Origin of the sequence: Methanosphaera cuniculi (assembly GCF_003149675.1) — an archaeon.
In the GTDB taxonomy this organism is placed as follows: Archaea; Methanobacteriota; Methanobacteria; order Methanobacteriales; family Methanobacteriaceae; genus Methanosphaera; species Methanosphaera cuniculi.
On the sequence record NZ_LWMS01000031.1, the window covers coordinates 71,681 to 93,517 of the forward strand.

Annotated in this window: 17 protein-coding genes; 4 read left to right on the forward strand and 13 right to left on the reverse strand. The window is 27.6% G+C overall.

Translation table 11 applies throughout. From position 1 onward, the window contains the following. Positions 1-869 precede the first annotated feature (869 nt). From MSCUN_RS05015 to MSCUN_RS08440, 4 genes are all read right to left on the reverse strand, one after another. Entirely contained in the window at positions 870-1,583 is a 714-nt protein-coding gene (locus tag MSCUN_RS05015; protein WP_143744853.1) for a hypothetical protein, read from the reverse strand. 327 nt (positions 1,584-1,910) lie between these two features. After that, entirely contained in the window at positions 1,911-2,486 is a 576-nt protein-coding gene (locus tag MSCUN_RS05020) for a hypothetical protein (protein WP_143744852.1), read from the reverse strand. A 348-nt stretch (positions 2,487-2,834) separates the two neighbouring features. After that, positions 2,835-3,548 (reverse strand): hypothetical protein, encoded by a 714-nt coding sequence (locus MSCUN_RS05025; protein ID WP_095608490.1) that lies wholly within the window; start codon positions 3,546-3,548, stop codon positions 2,835-2,837. Between the two features lie 365 nt (positions 3,549-3,913). Continuing rightward, positions 3,914-4,045 (reverse strand): hypothetical protein, encoded by a 132-nt coding sequence (locus MSCUN_RS08440; protein WP_275542261.1) that lies wholly within the window; start codon positions 4,043-4,045, stop codon positions 3,914-3,916. A 365-nt stretch (positions 4,046-4,410) separates the two neighbouring features. Here MSCUN_RS08440 and MSCUN_RS05030 point away from each other — a divergent pair, with 365 nt between their 5' ends. The 4 genes from MSCUN_RS05030 (at position 4,411) to MSCUN_RS08300 (ending at position 13,143) form a co-directional block, all read left to right on the forward strand. Then, complete coding sequence (locus MSCUN_RS05030; RefSeq protein ID WP_095608489.1) at positions 4,411-11,394, forward strand: hypothetical protein; 6,984 nt, start codon at positions 4,411-4,413, stop codon at positions 11,392-11,394. Positions 11,395-11,756: 362 nt separating this feature from the next. Then, on the forward strand, positions 11,757-12,275 hold the full coding sequence (locus MSCUN_RS05035; protein ID WP_095608488.1) for a Panacea domain-containing protein: 519 nt from the start codon (positions 11,757-11,759) through the stop codon (positions 12,273-12,275). Beyond that, positions 12,259-12,648, forward strand: coding sequence for a hypothetical protein (locus tag MSCUN_RS05040; protein ID WP_095608487.1), 390 nt, complete (start codon positions 12,259-12,261; stop codon positions 12,646-12,648). Before MSCUN_RS05035 ends, MSCUN_RS05040 begins: the two co-directional genes overlap by 17 nt. A 342-nt stretch (positions 12,649-12,990) precedes the next feature. Then, positions 12,991-13,143, forward strand: coding sequence for a hypothetical protein (locus tag MSCUN_RS08300; RefSeq protein ID WP_170104053.1), 153 nt, complete (start codon positions 12,991-12,993; stop codon positions 13,141-13,143). Between the two features lie 99 nt (positions 13,144-13,242). Here the strand turns inward: MSCUN_RS08300 and MSCUN_RS05045 are convergent, their stop codons facing one another. The 9 genes from MSCUN_RS05045 to MSCUN_RS05085 all read right to left on the reverse strand — a co-directional run bounded on the left by MSCUN_RS05045 (position 13,243) and on the right by MSCUN_RS05085 (position 21,537). Beyond that, positions 13,243-13,857, reverse strand: a complete 615-nt coding sequence (locus tag MSCUN_RS05045; RefSeq protein ID WP_095608486.1) for an HAD family hydrolase — start codon at positions 13,855-13,857, stop codon at positions 13,243-13,245. A 26-nt stretch (positions 13,858-13,883) separates the two neighbouring features. Further along, a complete protein-coding gene (locus MSCUN_RS05050; protein WP_095608485.1) occupies positions 13,884-14,519 on the reverse strand; it encodes an HAD family hydrolase in 636 nt (211 codons plus the stop codon). Between the two features lie 293 nt (positions 14,520-14,812). Next, complete coding sequence (locus tag MSCUN_RS05055) at positions 14,813-15,145, reverse strand: DUF2149 domain-containing protein (protein ID WP_095608484.1); 333 nt, start codon at positions 15,143-15,145, stop codon at positions 14,813-14,815. Positions 15,146-15,147: 2 nt separating this feature from the next. Then, on the reverse strand, positions 15,148-15,813 hold the full coding sequence (locus tag MSCUN_RS05060) for a MotA/TolQ/ExbB proton channel family protein (protein ID WP_095608483.1): 666 nt from the start codon (positions 15,811-15,813) through the stop codon (positions 15,148-15,150). Between the two features lie 40 nt (positions 15,814-15,853). Continuing rightward, positions 15,854-16,555 (reverse strand): DUF2162 family putative transporter, encoded by a 702-nt coding sequence (locus MSCUN_RS05065; RefSeq protein WP_095608482.1) that lies wholly within the window; start codon positions 16,553-16,555, stop codon positions 15,854-15,856. Positions 16,556-16,561: 6 nt separating this feature from the next. Further along, positions 16,562-17,065, reverse strand: coding sequence for a hypothetical protein (locus tag MSCUN_RS05070; protein ID WP_095608481.1), 504 nt, complete (start codon positions 17,063-17,065; stop codon positions 16,562-16,564). Further along, on the reverse strand, positions 17,062-17,691 hold the full coding sequence (locus tag MSCUN_RS05075; protein ID WP_095608480.1) for an energy-coupling factor ABC transporter permease: 630 nt from the start codon (positions 17,689-17,691) through the stop codon (positions 17,062-17,064). The genes MSCUN_RS05070 and MSCUN_RS05075 overlap by 4 nt, the downstream gene beginning before the upstream one ends. Beyond that, on the reverse strand, positions 17,692-18,243 hold the full coding sequence (locus tag MSCUN_RS05080; protein WP_095608479.1) for a hypothetical protein: 552 nt from the start codon (positions 18,241-18,243) through the stop codon (positions 17,692-17,694). 213 nt (positions 18,244-18,456) lie between these two features. After that, positions 18,457-21,537: an FmdE family protein gene (locus tag MSCUN_RS05085; RefSeq protein ID WP_095608478.1), complete on the reverse strand. Its 3,081-nt coding sequence runs from the start codon at positions 21,535-21,537 to the stop codon at positions 18,457-18,459. Positions 21,538-21,837: the final 300 nt, after the last annotated feature.

A 21,837-nucleotide genomic window follows, 5' to 3' on the forward strand; every position in this document is an offset into this window, starting at 1 on the left:
TTGTACCTTAGTTGTTGCATTATGTGTCTTGTTTTCTATTGTTGCTATTGGTTTTTTGATTTTTTCTACTATTTTTTGTATTGGAGTTACTTTAATATCAAGCTCTTTATTTAATTCTACATATCCTTGTTTTACTTCTGCTATTTTTATATCTTCATTATATTGTAGTTCTACTTGTTTTTCATATTCTGCATCAAGTTCTATTAGGTCTTTTTCATAAAAATATGTTTTATCATTTGGTGGTATTTTATTCCAGTCAAGGAAGTATGGTATTAGTGTACATCTACAATTTATTACTTCACTTGCTTTCCCGTTGTGGTCTCCTGGGTATTGAAGTCCATTACTAAATGTGTCTCCTACTCTTGTTATTTGTTCATCTAGTTCTATGTGGCTTGTTCTTACTCTGTCATCTCCGCATGTTATCCATTGTTTATAATCTACTGTTTCATCATTAAATATCTCATTAAATGCTACCTTGTTATTTGCTGCATTTATTTCTGTTCTTTGTGCTTTATATCCTTATTTTTGTTGAATTTATGGAGGAGGTGTTATGTTTGATCATCAGTTAAGGGATGTTTCACCATTTTAATAATCATAGTCCGGTACATCTGGTATGAGTACAGGAGCTGTAACTATATAGTAGAGGAGGAAGGCATAGTTATTGTTACTTAAAAAAAACCTCCATTAAAAAGTAAATTAAAAAAATAAAAAAATTATAAAAAAGGATGGTTAATGTAATAGTTGAGGGTATGGACAGGACTTAAACCTGTAAAGAAAAATCACACCATAAAATAATACTCTGAAAAAAAATAATAAGGGTGGAAAGGAAAATAAACAATGTACAAAAAAAAACAAAGAAAAAATAAAAATTATTCTTTATCAGGATCAAAATAGACAATATCACCAAGTTCAGGATAATCCTTTATAAAATAATAAAAACCATCATAATTCCTAAATCCACTATTATTCCATCCGTATTCATGAAGTACTGGATTTTTCTTTTCAAAACGTTCATTAAAATAATATTCCCATATTTCCTGTGATATAGTTTTGTAATGATTGCTTACTTCTTTAAGTTCTCTATAATCAATAAATAAAATGTCGGGAACTGTTATTTTTTCTTTTTGATTGATAAATATTTCATATATTCTGTCTATTTTTTCATCTACTTTCTTCCAATTTATCCTATTAAATTTCACTGGAAGTGTTTTGTCAATTCGTATTGTTAGATATTCATCATAAATATCATTCAGGTTTTCATCATAGTATACAAGTTTTTCCCATTCTGGATATTTCTGAAGGAATTCATATACATCATCATATGTATTTGATTTTGGATCTCTCCTGTATGGTCCCCATTTTTTTCGACATGTTTGCATTATTGTTTTTATTATTTTTTTCACGTATTTTTCATATATTCCTTCAGGATCATTTTCAACGTTGAATGGTCTGAAATTTTCAGGGATTAGTATATCATCATGTTGTTTTTGAAATTCAAAGAGTTCTTCCATATTTTCTTCAAGTATTTGCCAATTTATACGATTGAAAAGAATGGGATAATTTTTATTTATTTTTTTTCTCATTTGAATCTCTTTCATATATTTTTTTTGCTATAATCAACCATTTTATTCCCCTCCCCTTATTTTTTTCGTCTTGTTTATTATTTAGTTATTCATTATATCTTTTTTTTTATTGTTTATTATTTTTTGCTGATATGTCTGATTTTTATTTGTTTCTAATATCTAAGATTTGTATTTCTTGTCCTCTGTCTAGTATTATTTCAGCTTGTTTTGGTTCTAAAATTCTGTATACTATCTTTAAGAAGCATATTTTGGATTAAGTAGTGTGGTTATACCTGGTGATGTTCTTGTATATGATGTTTTATTAAAGTTATATATTCACCTATTAATTTATTTTCTTCTCACTAAATATATTATCATCTGGCGTATATCAGGGTCATGAATCCCATAATCTATATGAATATCAGAAAAACCGCCCAAGTCTTCATTTTCTACAGGTTCCCAATCCTCAGGCATAAATGAATATAATCCTTCTTCATTGTCTTTTTTGACAATTTCTCTCCATTTATTAGGATAGAATTTATAAAATAATAGGTATAATTCATATGGATTATAATCAAATAGCTTATCTGGATCCTCTTCTTTATAATATTTCCTTTCAATAAATGGCATTATTGAACCTACATTTACTTCTTTGATTTCATCATCCAGATATAAATTTGAATCATTTTCATTTATTTCTCGAATAGCTTCTTTAAGATCATCATCTAATTCATTGTATAAATTACATATCCATTCTTCTATATCTATTTCAGTAAGTATTTTATCCCATTTTGGTTGTTTTTTTTCTTTCAAGTCCCATATCAGATATAATGGTTCTATTTGTTCAGTTCTAATTTTTTCAGGAAGATTATAATAAATAATTTCTGGTAAATATGATGTAAGATGCCGTAGTTGCCAATCCATCCAAAAATTATTTATTTTCTTTAAAATATCATAATTAAATATTTCATTTCGTAGTTTCGTATAAAATTTTTCATATTCTTCCCAATAATTTTCTTTTTTAACCATTTTTTTATCCTCCTTCTCTCTTTTTTTGTGGTTATTTTTCACATTTAACTCTGAATACTGGTATTCTGTATGTATCTCCATCGATTTCTATGTTTTCTCGTTACTTCTTTTTGGAGATCTTTATATTCTTTTTCAAATTGTTCTTATGAAAAATAAACAATGTATAACACAACAAAGAAAAAAACACAGTACTTTAAAAAAATAAAATAAACAATGTAGAAAAAAACAATGAAAAAATAAAAATTATTCTTTATCGGGATCAAAATAAACAATATCTTTAAACTCAGGATACTCCATTATAAACTCATACATAGAATCATAATTACATAACTTATTATCATCTTTATAACACCAGTCTTCAAAAAGTTTATTTCCATTTTCAGCTTCAGAAAGATAATAGTTTGCAATTTTATGTGTCTTTCTTTGGTAATTTTCACTCATACCTTCAGGTTCAAACATGAAAAGGTTATCTGGAATTATTGGTTTTTTCTCTAATAGGTGTAATTCATATAATTTATCTATTATTTGATCTACATATTTCCAATTGATTCTATTAAATAGTATTGGATAATCCTTTCTATGTATTGTTAATAATTCATCATAAATATAATTTGGATCTTCATCATAAAATACAAGTTTTTCAAATTGAGGGAATAATTGAATAAATTCATACATTGAATCATATGTAACTGCATCTTTTGCACGTTTTTTTCCAATAAAGTATAGTGTTTTGTTTTCTTCTTGTAGTATTGGATAAATTTTATCATGTAATGGTGGATAATACAACAATATCATTGGGATAAGATAATCATTTTCTCGTTGAAATTCGCATAATTCATCAATACTATTATCAACTTCATCCCAATTGATACGATTAAAAAGTATAGGATAATCAGGATTAAGACGTTCCCGCATATGTCTTTCAAGACGATTTTTTTTCGTACTATATTCACTCATAAGTCTATTCCTCCCTTCCAATTTTATTAATTATTAAATAGTTTTTTTGTATTTGTTCTTGTGGTATTATATCTTTTTTTATCATTTATTAATTTAATTACAATTATATTTCGTCTTATTTTTTGTATTTTCTGTTTCTGCTAATTTTTGGAGTTGTTGACCTGGATAAAAAAGAATTTCTTGTTCTTCGGGAGCTTGAGACTTATCTAATATAGGAATACATCTTGTATCCTTTGAGGTTAATATTATCCATTGTACTCCCCATTGATTTTCTTTCTTATCCCTTTTTAATATAATAAGTTGCCATTTCTTTTGAAAATGATGTACTTTGAAATTTTTCCATTGTACTTATTGAACCTATTTCTTCATTTTATATAATTAAGATATTCAAGTCCAAGATCTCCCCTATGTAAAACACCATTAAATTCAAATTTATTATTAATTAAATACAATTTCTTTTTCATTTCTATTGCTACCCTAGTTTCTTCTTCCTTCATTGGTTTTCCTAGAAAGTAAATTTGTTAGGAGTCTATAGTCATCTCCCATATAGTTTATAACTTGTTCATTTATTTTTTTTTATTAATAAATATTTTTTAAAATTACATCTTATTTATTATTATTATTATTTCATGTTTTAATTTCATATTTTTTACTTATTTCTTATTTTATAATATAAGGGGGGGGGGGAATTCATATTGTTTTTATTAGTGGTTTCTATTTGTTTTTATTTGGATTATATTTATATTTTCCTTTTTTCATATGTTATATTAACTATTCATTTAATTTTAATGATTATTTAATTTTATTTGATTAGTATGAAAATATTTTATAAATATTCTTTGAAGGAAAAAAATGATTTTTTATGAGTAAAAATTCAAAAATTTTATTTTTAAGCTTCACACTAGTACTACTACTCACAGCAGTTGGAGCTGTAAGTGCAGCAGATACAAATAATACAGATAATAGTATTGTATCTGAAGATAATAGTATTAGTGAATCTATGATACAACAAGAAAAAATTATAAAAGACAAACCTGTAAAGGATAATGTTGTTAAAGTAGATGCTAAGCTTGAAGATAAAAAAGCTGGAAGTGTTAAAACCAGCACAAATACAGAAACTAAAAATATTAAAAAAACAATTCCAACAAACAAAGACGTAACAGATTACAACACACTAAAAGCTGCTTGGGATGAAATACAAGCAGATGGTGATGAAAATACACACTACACAATAAATGTAAAAAATGGTCAATACGACTTTGAAGACGAACTAAAAAGTAACATAACAAACACACGTTATATTACATTAAATGGTGAAGATAAAACAAAAACAATCTTCAACGCACAAAATAAGAGTAGACACTTTAACCTTGACACAACCACACTAAAGTTAAATATTAACAATATTACTTTTATTGGTGGTAATAGTATTCAAGGTGGATCAATATACTCAAAAGCAACTTTAGTCATTAATAATTCTGACTTTAAAAATAACATGGCATTTTCAGATAGTAAATCTACTGCTGGTGGTGCTATAGATAATAGAGGAAATAATAGTATTTATAACTCAAACTTCATTAATAACCAGGCAATAGGATTCAATGGAGGATATGGAGGAGCAATATATAATTATAATTATTCATACATCCACAATACAACCTTCATAAATAACCAAGCAATAGATAATGGTGATAAATCCTTTAATGTAGGAGGAGTTGGTGGGGCAATATATTATTATCCATCAGTAAGAACTAATTATGATTTATGTACTCTAAGTTTATGTACATTTAATAATAACAGTGCAAAATCAACACTCCAGTGTCGTAATAAAGCAAATGGAGGAGCAATATATCATGATGGAGTTTCTTTTTTAAATATTACAAGTTGTGATTTTACAAACAACCATGCAGACTATTACGGTGGAGCAATAATAATTCATTCAACTTATGGAAAACGTTCACCTAATGTTATTTCATGCTTCTTTGATAATAATACAGCAACAAAAAGATCTCCAAATATCGATGGAAGTTTTGATCAAAGTGCTAACTACTATAATGATAATTCAGGTGTAACTAATATACCTACCATAGCTGTAAGTAATACTGGTGTTGTAGATAAAGTATTTAATCAAAGAGTTAAACAACTTACAATCTCATGTATATGTGATAATGATTACTACAGAGGAGGAATTTCTAGTTTAGGAATTAATCATACTTTATCTTTAGAATCATCAAGTCCTCTAGTTAACACAAAAGATTTAGTATTCACACCAGAAAATAATTATACAGTAGTTGTTAATATAACAAATCTTCCTGATAAATTTGATGATATAAACCTTAGCGTTGCTGGGTGTGAAGTTGCAAAAATAGTATGTGACTACTCAAAAATAGAAGATTTCAATAATATAACAGCAAAACCAGGAAAAACAATACAAATAAATGCAACCTTCAAAACATCAGATGATAAATATATACCAAATGGAAAAGTAGCATTTAAACTTAATGATAAAACAATAGGATATGCAAACATAGAATTTGGTGGAGCAACACTAAACTACATAGTACCATCAAATTACGCACCAAAAAACTATAAACTAACTATAGTATATGGTGGAAGCAGTAAATTTATACCAGTAAGATCAGATGCAAACCTAAAACTTGAAAAACTAGAAACAAAAACAGATGTTAAAACAGAAATAGTTAACAACACCCTTAAAATCAACATAAACCCAACAGATGAAAATAATAACACTGTAAATCGTGGAAAAGTATGTGTGAAAATCAATGGAAAAACACAAAAAACATATAGTATCACAGGAAAAACAACCTACAACTTCACAATACCAAAAACATGGAACAACCGTGAGGTAAAAGTACTTGTAATATATGGGGAAAACAACAACTACAAATCAAGCAGAATAGAAACCACAACAAAAATAACACTACCAACAAACAAGACAGCTAAAAAAGAAGAAGTAGTAAATAACTACTATGTATCAGCAGAAAATGGATTAGACACCAACACTGGATCACAAACAAGTCCATTTAAAACAATACAAAAAGCAATAACAACAGTACAAAACAATAAACAAACAGCAAATATCTACCTTGATGGTAACTTCAAAGGTGCTGGAAATACTAACTTAACAGTACCAGGAGATCTACGAATAAACTTTATTGGAGTAGGAAACTCAAGTATAGATGGAGAAGTAAACTACACACTAAAAATCGAATTAGATTCAGATGAATACTATTGGGGATCATCACCAATATGGAGACCATACATGAATGGTAAAGGTAACTGGGCAATGAACATAACACGTGGAAATGGTCTTATAACAGTATCTAACTTAACAATTAAAAACTGTTGGAATGAAGGTGGATCAAGTATTTCAGCTTATAAAACAGCAACAATAGATAACTATGGTAACCTTGAAGTAAACAATGTAAGTTTCATCTTCAACCATGGAGGAGTAGGTGCAGGTATACGTAATAACAATAATGCAACACTTAAAGTAGTAGACAGTCTTTTTGAAGCAAACCGTAAATCAAGTAGTACAGGAAACTTTGGTGCAGGATTATATAACAATGGAATAGCAATAGTAATAAATTCAACATTCCAGAAAAACTATGCAAGATGGGGAACAGTTACAAACGATAAAAACTTAACAATCATAAACTCAACAATAAAAGATAATATAGCATACGATGGAGGAAGTGCATATAGAACAGGAAGTGGAATAACAGTAAACACAGGAGATGCAGACTACTTTAACCCATATGATGTAGAAAATCTAGTAACAATAGTAGATGGATGTTACTTCGAAAACAATGAAGAACTAGATCTTTACATACTAAACGGAGAAAACACAGTTATAAATAATGTATTTAACAAATCAACAGGATTTTTATCATCAGGAAATAAAACAACACAACTAAACATTACAAACAATACATTTGACACACCAATACCATCAAGTATATATACAAGTCTTTCAAATAAAGATCCATACCTAATGATTATTAAATTAGAGGGAAGTCACAAGTATATTATTGACTCAAACACTGTTTTAAATATAAGAGGAACAAACTCAAAAGCATTAGAGTTAACAGCAAACAATGCAACACTAACAAATAACAAGTTTACATGTGAAATTAGTGTAATAGGATCAGATAATATAATAAAAAATAACAATATAACAACAACAAAAAACAACTATGCAATACTACTAGGTAGTAATTCAAAAAACAATACAATCACAGAAAACTATCTTCAAGCTCTCGCATACCTTGGAAACTCAGCAGTAAATTATACATCAATCACAAATAAAGTAGAAAACAATAAACCAGATGTTCAAGAATTAAAAATAGATGATGAAACATTCTACAAATTCTTTGATGATGATGGAAACCTACTTAAAACATACAATTCCATAGAACAAATACAAATAATTGGAGCATTAAACAATAAAAATATAAATTTACCAAAAGAGTTAATAATAACACAAACAGGAAGTTTCACATCATACAATGTAACAATAACCACAAACTCAAAACTTCAAATAATAGGAGTTACAATTGAAAATACAAACCAACAACCAGCATTAGTAATGCAAAATGATGGTGTAGTAAACCAGGTAAACTTCAAAACAAACAATGAAAATACAATCATCCTAAAAGGTGAAAATAACATAGTAGAAAACAGCACACTACTTGCAGACATATTAGTAGGAAATGAATCAGTAAAACAAGAAAATACAAACAACATAATAACTAAAAACACACCAACCTATAAAAACTTCGTATTATCACAAGAAAACTTCAACACATACTTCAATAACGATGGAACAATAAAACCATTAGATGTAGAAGAAATCCACCTATTAATTAATGGAACAATACAAAACAAAGACATAATCATAAACACTAATAAATCTGTAACAATATCAAACTACATAAATTCAAAACTACTAAACACAACAATAAAAACAGAAAACACACCAGAAATAATCATAAAAGGACTTGTAATTGAAAATAGTAACAATAAAACAACACTTGATCTAAACTCACAAAATATTCTAATAAACAATAACAATATAACAACAAACAACACACAAATAAAAGTAACAAACATAACACTAATAACAATAGAAGAAAACAACCTAACATCAAACACAACAATACTAGATGTTATAGATGCAACAAATACAACAATAAATGAAAATGATATAAAAGTACAATCAACAAACAATAAAATACCAGCAATAAAAATAGTAGGAGAACAACAAAAAACAAGCACACTAATGCAATATAACACAATAACAACAACAAGTCCAATAGAACTAGAAAATCAAAATGCATATATAAGAAGTAATACAATAACACTAACACAAAAAGATGCAACAGCAATAAAAGCAAAAAATATATCAACATACAGACTATACTATGCTGCAACATATTCTTTTGAATATAATGCTATCATATTAGAAAAAGAAAATTCAAATGCAATAATAATCAAAGACACACATGACTACCGAATAGAAGACAATAACATTATTTTATATAAAAATAATTCAACAGCAATAACACTAGATAAAACAAATAACGTAAACATAACAAGTAACACAATAAGTCTAAGAGATGATAGTAATGCAATAGTACTTGAAAATGTAAAACAATCAAGATTATATGGAAATGATATATCATCAACAGCATTAAATAATAAAAATGAAGCATTTGTAATACTTAATAATGCAACAGGAGTAACAATTAAAGGAAATTCAATGAAAACATTTAATAACTACACAATATTACTAAATAGCACATCAAAAAACAACAGAATAGAAAATAACACATTATGCTCAAACCAAGAATTAGGAGATAAAACAGTACTAAACCTAAATAAAATAGGAAACGCTGTACAATATAACACACCATCTGAAATAACATACTTCTATCTAAATGAGAAAACATACAAAGACTACTTTAATGAAAAAGGACAAATGACAAACAAAATCAAAGCAGGAAGTACAATACTACTAACAGGAAACCTTTACAATAAAATACTAAACATAACAAGACCAATCACACTAATAGGTGGTGGAATCACATTCTATAATACAACACTTATAGTATCAGATGATGCAAAAAATTCAAACATAACAGGAATAAGCTTTGAAGAAAAAACACAAATAATAATAGATACAAACAACACAAACATAGAACTAGGATCAATATATAATGATGCAATAAATGACACACCACTTCTAGTAGTAAATGGAAACAATAACACTATAAAAATAACAAGTACTACATATATCACATGTAAAAATGAAAACATAAGCAACCTAGTACTAATTAAAATAACAGGAAATCAAAACAAATTAAAAACAGCAATGTTAGGAACAACCCCTGAGTTTAATAATATCACAGCAATACAACTTAACAATGCAAACAGTAATAATATATATGTACAAACATTATGGTTAAAGGGAAAACATACAATACCTGTAGAGCTAATAAACTCAAATAAAAATATATTTAACACAAACCAACTAGACTTCTATGGTCAAGAAGAAAATGAGGGAATAATACTAACAAATTCATCCCAAAATATAATATCAGGAAGAATAAGTGGTAATGAAAATTACACATCCTCAATGCTAAAACTACAAAATAATTCAAACTTCAACCAAATCAAAGACATAACTATAGGTGGGTCAAGCACAACCCCTATATATGTGATAAACTCACATAATAACACATTCTATAATGGAGAATATAGTTATAGCTCACTAGTAGGATATGTGATAAATATCACAGAATCAGTAGGAAATAAAGTAGAGTTTAACTGTATATATAGTTTAAATCTTGAAGGAGATGATTGTGTAATACAAGAAAACACAAACGACTCAATAAATAATATAATAAACTATAATAGAGGAAAACAAGAAGGATTTACTGGACGAATAAACATGACACTACCTAGCAGTGTTAAAGTATTTGATAATATAAAAATTAATTTAACATTAGAACATCATAATGGAACAAGCTGGAATGCACCATATGTTCTAATAGAGTCTGGAAAAGTACAAGTTAAAATAAATAATAAGGAAGTAGGACTATTTGATGTTGAAAATAGAACTGTTCCTGAAATAACATACCAAGTACAACCAGAAGATGGAGATAAATTAGTAGTAGAAGTAATATATGCTAATTTTGACCATGAATTATGTAACATCTACAAAAACGTAAATATTACAGTAGAAAAATTAGATACAAAAGTATTACTTCCAAACACTACAAACACCAATACCAAAACTACATTCACCTCTATGGTAGTTGATGAAAAAGGAAACATTGTATACTCTGGTAAAGTTGCATATAAATTAAATGGTAAAACAATTGGTGTTGTAAAAATACATAATGGTATTGCATCACTAACAGTTGATACAACCAAATATGCACTAAAAGACTATAATATAACAGCAGTATATGGTGGTAATGATGTATGTAGTAAATCAACAGCACAAAGTATACTTACACTAAATAAATACAATGTAAATGTAGATGTATCTGAAGTTAGCACTAAACGTAACTCTACTGCAGTATTTGATGTAAAACTATGTGATGATGAAGGAAACCTCATTCAAACAAGTGGTAAAGCAGTACTTAAAATTAATGGAAAAACAGTAGAAAGAATAAACATAACAAACGGTGTAACAACAATTAAATACCAAGTACCAGCAAACATGCAAAATAAGAAATATAATATAACAGTAGTAACATCTGGAAAAACATATGATAGAACAGAGTCAAACACAACATTAAGCATAGTAAAAGCATAGGAAAAAATATGAACTTTCCTATACTTATCCCCCCCCCCAATTTTATCTTTTTTTATTTTCTTTTTGTATTTTATCTATTTTTTGTTGCTAGTTCATCTAATGTGGTTGTTTATTTTTATTATATCATCTTTTGTTGCATATTTTTTTGATCCACCATCTTCTTTTTTTAGTAGTTCCTTCTTTTGTATTATCTTCATTTTATATAATGAAAAAAAAGGGGTTGTCTTTATTCTTATGTGTAACGCTTTTAGAAAAAAAAATAGTATATTCAACAAAATTTATTTATAAGTTATAAAAGAAATATAAAAATTAAATTGCATAAGAAATGCTGAAAAAAATATTTTCTAAGGGAGAAAAAAAATATGAACGAAGGAAAAAAATATGATAAAGAAAAATTCAAAGATTTAATACATTACATAGTTTATAAATGTAAAGATAAAGAAATAGGAAGAACAGTATTATACAAATTATTATATTTCAGTGATTTTAATTATTATGAACTATATGAAATATCAATGACAGGAATGAAATATTATCATAAACAGAATGGACCTATACCAGATACAATAAAATTTAATGAAGCTATAGAAGAACTAAATGCTGAAGGAAGAATTCAAGAAAAAAAAACAAAGATCATAAATTATAATAAGTATATTTATAATCCTCTAAAAGAACCAAAAACTAATTTTAACAATAAAGAGATTAATGTAATTGAAGAAAATATATTAAAATTATCAAATATGAGTAGTAGAAAGATTAGTGCATATAGTCATGGGGATAAACCATGGAGACTTAGTGATGATCAAGAAGAAATAAATTATGAAGCAGTATTCTACCGGAACGAAAATTATTCAGTGAGGGATTATGGTGAAGAATACTGAAAATTATTCATTTAGATATGATGAGCAATTTTGTAAGGAATTTAATAAAATTATCAAAAAACGTAAATGTCCATCATTAAAAGAAGATTTTGAATTATTTAAAAAAGATATAATAGATGATTTTGATGAAGGAAAATTACCTAAAAAATATCATAGAATTGCAGGATTAGATTCTTGTGTTACTGTACCTGCATTTATTGTGAAAGATTTTCGTTGTCATGGAATTAAACGGGGAAAGAAATCAGGATTCAGAATAGTATTTTTACTACTTGATTCTGAGGTTTTTTATTTTACAGAAATTTATTATAAAGGTAATAAAGAAATTGAAGATAAAGAGAGAATTAACAAGTTATTTAGAAACAGAAGAAAATAAATTAGAAAAAGACTAAAAATAAATATAAAAATTATTAGGAAAAAGTTTAAATCTTTAAATATTTTTTATCTTAATTTTAGAAAACGAAATTCAAAGAATATTTTTTTTTTAGATCAGTATCAAAATCGAGATTTCGATGACATCCTAAATTGCCTGTTCCTATCTTTTTTTTGTTGTTCTCATATTTTGAATATTTTTTTTTTATGATATCTTTTTTTTTGAAATATTTATATCTTCAAGTTTTACATAATAACTACAGGTATTAGATCAGTATAATTTAATAAGAATAAAAAGGGAGTAAATCTCAAATATTATATAAACATAATAACAATTAATGATCTTATGGAAAGAGCAAAACTATTACCAGCAGAAGGTGTTCATATTTTTCTTTGTGATGATGTATTATATAGAGAATATGCTCTTACTGATTATTCAGAAAAATTAGATGAACTTAAATTAGAAACTTCAAATTTAATTATATCTATTAAACTCTAAAAAAAAGGAGGATGAAAAATAGAATTATATAATTTTAGAAAAAAAGTAAAATACTTTAAAATAAAAAAAAGAATTTATCTTTTTTTATTACTCTTTTTTTTATAGTTCTAGTAGTTGTTCTGGTTTTTCTACTATTTTTATGGGGTACTTATCATTGTATGCTTCTGTGTTTCCTTGTCCCCATATTACTAATACTAGATCTAGGTTTGCATTTTTTGCGGTTTGTATGTCTGTGTTGCGGTCTCCTATGTAGATTATCTCGTTTTTATTGTATTGTGGGTATTTGTCTAGTATTTTTTGTATCATTTGTGGGTCTGGTTTATATAGCTGGTTTTCTTGGTATCCTATTATTTGTGTGAAGTTTATATCTGGAAATATTTGTTGTGTTAGTGCTTCTAGTTGTTGTTGTTGTCTGTTAGAACATATGGTTAGTGTTGTGTTTTCCTGGTTTTGTAGTTTTTTTAGTGTTTGGTGTATTTTGGGGTATGCTTTTGTGTTTTTCATGTTTTGGTTTTGGTATATGTCTGCGTATGTTTGTAGTATTTCTTCATCATGTGTCATGTTTTCTATGAATTCTTCGAAGTTTATTTCTTCTATGTTTTCATGTTTTATTGGTTGGTTGTGTTGTTTTAGTGCTTGGTTGTATGCTAGGGCTGATTGGTAAAATGTATTTGCTAATGTTCCATCAAAGTCGAATATGTATAGTTTTCGCATGGTGTTTTTTCTCTCCTTCTTTTTTTTTATATTTTTATTTTTAGTATTTCTTCAGGTTTGTTTATTATTTGTGTTGGGTATGGATGTTTGTAGTCTTCAGGATTTCCTTCTCCCCACGTATTTAGTATCATTTTAATTTTTGCATTTTGTGCTACTTTTATATCGTTATCTTTATCTCCTAGGTATACTACGTTTTCACGTTTTGTTTGGGTTTTTTGTATTATTTCATTAAGTCTTGTTGGATCTGGTTTGTCTGGTATTCCTTTAATGTGTCCTGATATGTATTTGAAGTTTATTGTAGAGTAGTGTTTTTTTATACTTCTTTCTAGTTCTTTTTGGTCTTTATTTGAGCATATTGCTAGTGTTGTGTTTTCTTGGTTTTGTAGTTGTTTTAGTACTTTGATTATTCCAGAGTATGGTTTTGTGTTGGGTTTTTCGCATTTTTCATATATTTGTAGGTATGTATTATATAGTGGTGAGTCTTTTCCTCCACCATTTTCATAGAGATATTCTCGAAATTCTCTGTATATCATGTTTTTTGGGTTTTTTGTGTATGGTTTTTTGTTGTGTTTTTTCAATGCTAAATTTACACAATGTATTGAATCTACTATTGTATCTTGTAGCATTCCATCATAGTCGAAGATGTATAGTTTTTGTTTCATTATTTATTGTTTTTGTTTTTTAGTAATATAAAATATTAGTTATAAAAAAAAGAGAAATGTTTTTTTTTTGATTTTTTTTCTAAATATTCTTTAAAATAATAGTTATAAAAAAAAGGAGGGGATTGTGGGGGGGGGGTGAGTGTTAAAATTAAAGTACTTTTATGTAAAATTAAATATTACTTTTTTTTTGGCTTTGTAGAAATCTCTACTTTTTTTTAAAATATAATGAATATTTTATTTTTTTATTATAAAAAAATAGAAAAGATTTTTTTTCTACAAAGCTATTATTTTTTTTATCCTTCAACCATGATTAGTTTTCCTGTATTCGGGTCTTTATATACTTTTCCCATTTCTGTATATCCTTTTCCTGAACTTTCTGTAACATTTGGCGTGTCTGCTAGTTCTTCTCCTTGATCTAGATTTGTTGCACTTTTCATTTTTTCCATCATGTTGTTTTTTTCATCTTGTGATGCATCTGAGAATATGATACTTTGCATATTCCAGCTCATCACAACAAATATTAGAAATCCTACTGCTAAAACTAGCATTGCATCTACTAGGTTTGAAGTTCCAGACATTGGATCTGCATCTGTGTTTATTGCTCGTCGTCTTTTACTTCTTACCATTTTTAATATTCCTCCTGTTTTGTATGATTTAGTGTATCTAGGATTGCATCAGATAGTATGTCTAGATCTGATATATATTTCATATACCAATTTTTTCTTATTCTTCCTTCAAAGTATGCTAGTGCTCCTGCTCCTATTCCAACTATTGTTGTGTTAAATGCTACAGTTAATGAGTTTGCTAGTGTATTTATATCTCCGGTTCCTAGTGCTGCTAGTCCTGGTCCTAGTGGTATGAGTGTTCCCATAAGTCCTAGTGTTGGTCCTATTTTTGTGATTATATCTGTTTTTCTGAGTTTATTATCTATTTTTTCTTCTTCATTATCTATCATTTTACATGCTAGTGCTTCGCGTGTTTTTGGTGTTAGATCTTTTATATCTGCTATTTCGTTTAGTATTTTTTTATCTGAGTCTGGTAGTTGTGTGTTTGAATTTATTGTATTTTTTATTTGTGTTGGTGTTTGTGATTGATTTATCTGATATATTAGTTTTTTAATTTCAGGTAGTGTGATTTTTTTTCGTGATCCATACTCTGCTATTAGTGATCCTAGATCTATTACGGCGAGGATGAAGATTATAAGTAGTATTATTAGTACTGGTATTGTTAGACTTTGTGCAATTACATCTAATGCTCCGGTTAGTATACTTCCTCCAACTACATCTATTGCCATTATATTTTTCATCTCCTGCTAAAATTTTTATTTTTTTTTATTATTTTTGGATGTTGTTCTTTTTTCCTATTATTATTCCTATTATGAGTAGTATTAGTGTAAATATACACATTATTGTTAGTGATTCTGGTATTATGGTTATTTGCTGGTATTGTTTTGATCCTATGTTTGTAAGTTCTGGTATTAGTAGTGCTTCAATTAAAAAGTATATTCCTGCATATGTCATATAGTTTCCTAGTGTTATCTGGTATGGATTATGTTTTGCTTTTGTATGTTTTACTATAAAATATCCAACTATTATTATGATAAGTAGTGTTATGCTACAAGCTAGGTAGAACTTTGTAATTTCATCATTTAATGTTGTGTTCATACTTAATGTTGTTTCTATAATTATTAGTAAAAAACATGGTGCTGGTGCTATTATTGACTGTTTTATTGACTTTATAGTATTTTTTGAGTGTGTTCTCCATTCATGTATTGTATCAACACCTACAACTAATAGAAATACTGAAACTATTAATAGTATTATCTGATTATTTTCACCTATTATTGGCAGTAATTGTTGTGTGAATGTTGTTGTAAGTACTGATATTATAAATACACCAAGTGCATATAATAGTGCAATTGTTAATGTTATTTTTTTAGATAATTTTGCAAGTGCACATACTAATGCTATATTTACTCCAAATATAAGTATGGATATAATAAGATTAAATTGACATAGAATATTTATTATATTCATTGTTTTTTATCCTCGTCGTTTCATTAATACAACACCACAACCTAGTCCTATTATAAATCCTATTATAAGTCCTGCGATTAATGGTATACTAAAATTTGAATCATTTGTATTATTTGTTTCATCATTAAGTTGTGTTGTATTTATTGATTCTAGTTGTTCTAATGCATCTGTTATTGTCTGATTATTAACATCATTTACTATTAATAGTCTATTTTCACATTCTGGGTGTTGTTTTATGAAGTTTTCAGCAGTAGTTTGATATGCTGTTATTAGTATTGTTTTATTTGTATTATTTATCATATGTTCTAGTTGATGTTCAACTTCACCTTCTGAGGTAAACTTATATACTGATATATTTATACCAAGACTATCTGCTATATCTTTTACTTCAACTCCATTATTTTCATCTGCTATTACCATTCTATCAGCAGTTACATCCACACCATGTGCATGTATTGTTGTAGTTAATAATAATAGCATTAAAAGTAAAGTTACACTTTTTAATTTCATTTTATTATTCCACCTTCTTTTAGTAATTCTGGCTTCATATCTTTAAGTAATCGTATTATTATTATATTAAATATTCCCTCAATTATACTGATAAATAAGTAAAATGGTACTAATGATGCAAGAAGACTTTCAAAATTCATAGCTCCTGCAATTATAAGTTGAGCAACTTGTGTAAATGTTGCAAACATTATACTTATTAATGTTGCTAGAAATATTGCAACAGATTCATTTAATTCTATAAATATTTTATAGAACACATATGTAGTAATTGTTATAATAAATCCCATTACAATAAAATTAGCTCCAAGAGATGTTATACCACCCATTGAAAGAATTAATGCCTGAGCAAGCAAACTAATAAATGAAACCATCAATGTTTTAACAGGTCCAATTATAAGTGTTATTACAGGTATTAAAAAGAAATGAATTGGTATTCCAAGAGGTGATGGTACTTGTACAGCTGAAAGTATAAAGCAACATACTGAAAATATAGCAATTTTTATCATGTCTTTTGTTTGAGTTTTATCATCACGAAATTTATAAAAGAAAAAACATAATATTAATACTGTTATAATCCAGTACACTATTGCTTGATCTAAGGGAATAATTCCATCTGGAAGATGCATCTATTTACCACCTTTATATTTTGTTCCAATTATTGCAATTACAACAAATCCTACAAGAAATGCAAGTACTGAAAATAAAATATTTTTAAATGTAAAAAGAGAATTAGTAAAATTACTTGTATCATTTGTTGTTGTATTATTTGTTGATGAATTTATTTCCTCAGGTGTTGTTGCATTATCTAAACTACTATTTTGTGAATTTACATTACCATTATCTTTTTGAGATCCACTACTACTTGAATGAGTACTACTAGCTTCAGGTGTACTACTAGATCCACTACCACTACTACTACTACTTCTAGTTGCATATGATTGTGATGATGATACCTTCTTAGATGATGTATAACTCTTCTTAGATGATGTATAACTCTTCTTAGATGACGAACTACTACTACTTGAATGTGAACTACCACCTGAACTACTACTACTTGATGTAATTTCTTCAGGATACTCAGCTCCATGACCTGGATGTGCTGAAATTAATGATAAAGATGCTGATAAAATTACACATAAAGTAATTAGAAAAATAAGAATTTTGTTTTTAGGCTTCATTTTTAAAGGTTTCACCTCCTCCAAAAAAAGAGAGCTAAAACTTTTTTTTGGATTTAATATTCTTCATGTTATATAAAAACTTTTAATAACAAAAAAAATAAACAATTTTTTTCCTTATATTATTAAAAAAAATATTCCTTTTTTTATAAAGTAAACTAAATTTTCAAATGAAAAAGGGGGGGGATGTGAGGATTTATAAGAAGATTACTCTTTTTATCTTCTACTTCTTACATATCCATAACCTGCTAATGCTCCAAGAATACCAATTGCAATAATTACATATACAACAGTATTAACATTATCAGATTTATTTTGTGATTCTGAAACTTCATATGCTTTAGCATTACCTTCTTCACCTTGAGCTGAATCTTCTGATGCTTCTGCAACTCCAAGATCTGCAGTTGCTTCAAGAGACATTCCAGGTGCTACTGCATCATTATCAGAACTACCACTACTTTGTCCAAGATTATTTGAACTTGATGAAGTTCTACTTGCAACAGCTGAATTTGTAGAAATAAAGTTATTATTATTTGAATGTGATCCACTATTTGGGAATTTTTGTGATCCACCATTATTAACTAAATTATTATTAGTATTTGTATTAGTATACTCACTACTATTATAATTTGTATTAATAAGTTTATCTCCACTTGTAAGACTTATTGCTTGTTGTTTTGTTCTATTTTCAATACCTCGTATAAATGACATTGAATCAAGATTATCATTTGTTCCAGCTTTAAGTTTTGCATATTCATCTGCTGTAATCCATTTTTCAGACATGGGTGTAACTGCATAGTTTTCAAGAACATCTTCATTAGGTTGTCCATGATAAATAGAGTTATATGCACGTATTTGAGCTGCACGTTTTGCATCAGATGTTGCATATTTACTTGTATCAATTGTAGCCCATTTAAAGTTCATGATTACTGCACGACCAACATTAAGTTCATTATCCCAAATAACAAGAACTCCTTCATCTGTTGATCCATCTTCATGATCAATTTTTTCACCAGGTATTTTCTGTGACATGTAACTTCCAAGTCCAGGAGAAATACCAAGTAAATATTCTAATGAATCATCTTTACAATAAATTGAATTTGCTATATAGAAGTAACTTTCATTTTCATTTAATGGATAATTATTAAGTATATAATCTGACATAAAGAATCCTGGTTGTACACCCGGACATGCATGATTGTGGAATAAGAAAGAACAAAGTTGTCCAAAGGTAATTCCATTAGACCATGCATTTGTTATACTTTGAATACTATTATAATTTCCATCAGGGAAAATTTTTCCTGCTATAGCTGTTTGATTTGAATTATTAAGTGATTCAATATTAATATTAATAATATGTGATCCTTCATAATCTGTAATTAAGAATGAATCATTACTAGGATTATATCTCATATAAAGTGACATTAAATCGCCATTATCTTGATGTAATACAAATGCAAACCAGAGTGATTTCCATATAGCATTATGATCAGGCATAAGAGTTTGTCTGTATAATCTTGATCCAAGTTCTTGGAATAATCCATCCCATACAGCTTCTGTAGTTTGTTGTTCCATATATACGTGTCCTGCTGTTGTCATAACTGCAAGATTTGGCATATCTTTTATAAGATCTACTCCTAATTCATTTTTGAAGTAGTTTTTAGCTAGTGTAGATGCACGAACTCCAATATTTTTAAAATCATCATATGTACGATTTGTACGATCAGCTATTGAATTTGAACGTGTAGCATTTGGAAGATCGAGAGATTTAAGATAATTATAATCAAGTCCATGAGCATGTATAGCTTTTACACGTACACTTCCTGCATTTGTTGCATTTGCAACTGTTACAGGATTTGTTAGATCTGCATCTAATCCTATTAGATAATAATATTGTTCTTCAGTTAAATTATCTTTTTCAAGTACTATTGAAACTAAACTTTCTGGGTTGGTGTTTATTTTATTAATCCACCATGAGTTGTATTTTAGTTCCTCTAGTGTACCGGTAAGTTCTATTCCAGTTTCTTTTGTAAATAATTTTTTATTTTCATCGGTGTTATATTTCATTACTATAACTGTTCCGTAAGATGGTGTTGTAAATTCATATGAGTTTGTTTGAGGATTATATTCAATTGTTCCTTCATTCCATCTTATGAATCCCATCATATTAGGTTCTGCTCCACTTTTTGTGGTGTTAAATCCTACATAACTTCTTTTTCCTGAGGTTGCATCTAGGAAGTATAATACAGCATCGCTTGCTGAATCTCCTGGCATACCTAGTACTTTGTAAGATGTTTTTTCAGCAGGTAGTGATCCTAGTGTTGCAGTTTCTGTTATTGGTGGGTAGTATTGTAGTAATGCTTCTGTTATTGTGTATCCTCCAAGAGTTCCTTCACAGATGTGTCCGTGGAATGCTGCTTCTTGAAGTACAAGGTATGAAACATTATGATACCATCCATTTGCAAGACTTGCAAAAGAGTATGAATCTTCTTGTCCTACTGATTTATAATATGAATTCCATTCTTTACGGGTCATATTTTCGGATATGGTTCCAAGATATGAATATTTTGTTGATGAGTTTAAAAATACTATTGCATTCATGTTACGACCATTTCTTACCACAAAACATGTGTCTATTGGATCGTTTTCGGTTTGTCTTAACATGAGCATGTTTCCTTTACCATTTGATACTGTTCCATTACAATAGTTCATGATTGCTTCTATTATATATTCAGATGCTTCATTTTTGTATGTTGGAACTCCAGCTGAAGTTATTACAAGTATATCATCTGCTTTTGAAAAATTAAGTTTACTATCTGCAATAATTGCGATTTTATCTCCGTATTGATAGCTTTGTGTTGCTTCAAGGTTATATACTAGACCTTCATTTTGTGTTACATTGAAAGTTTTTGTTTGACTTTTATAACCTGGTGCAGATAATATTAAATTAAATGTTTTTACATCATCACTATGGTTTACAGCTATTGTGTAAATATTTAGATTTTTATCATATTTCTGTGATGTTGTAATATTTTTGTTGTTTATTTTTGCAGATACAGATGGTGTGATTTTACCATTATCATTTTCATATTGATATTTTACACTAACATTTACTTTTGATGTTATATTTTGTTTTATTTCATCATTAATAGTAGTGTCATCTGTTGATGTAGTTTGTGTGTCTGCTGTATTTGTAGAAATAGTTGTAGTGTCTGTTGTGTTGTCTGCAGCTGATACTGTTGCTATCATGATAAAGAAAATAAGTATAAATACTCCCATTATTTTCTTATTATCCATAGTCTTTTTAACCTCCTTTATTCTTTTTATGTGGAATAATAAGTAATGTTCCTTCTTTTAATGGTAAGGAGGATTTTTAGTTGTAAAAAATACTTTTTTTTATTATTTAATAAAAAAAGATTAGTATTACAATTTAAAAAAAGATTATTACTTATTACAATAATAGTCTTTAGTAATACAGCATATATATTTTTCTATTAGAAACAAAAAAAAATAAAAAGCCAATAAAAAGAATAAAATAACAAAATAACTATACATATATTATAAAAAATAAAACAATACATAATAACTAAAAAAATA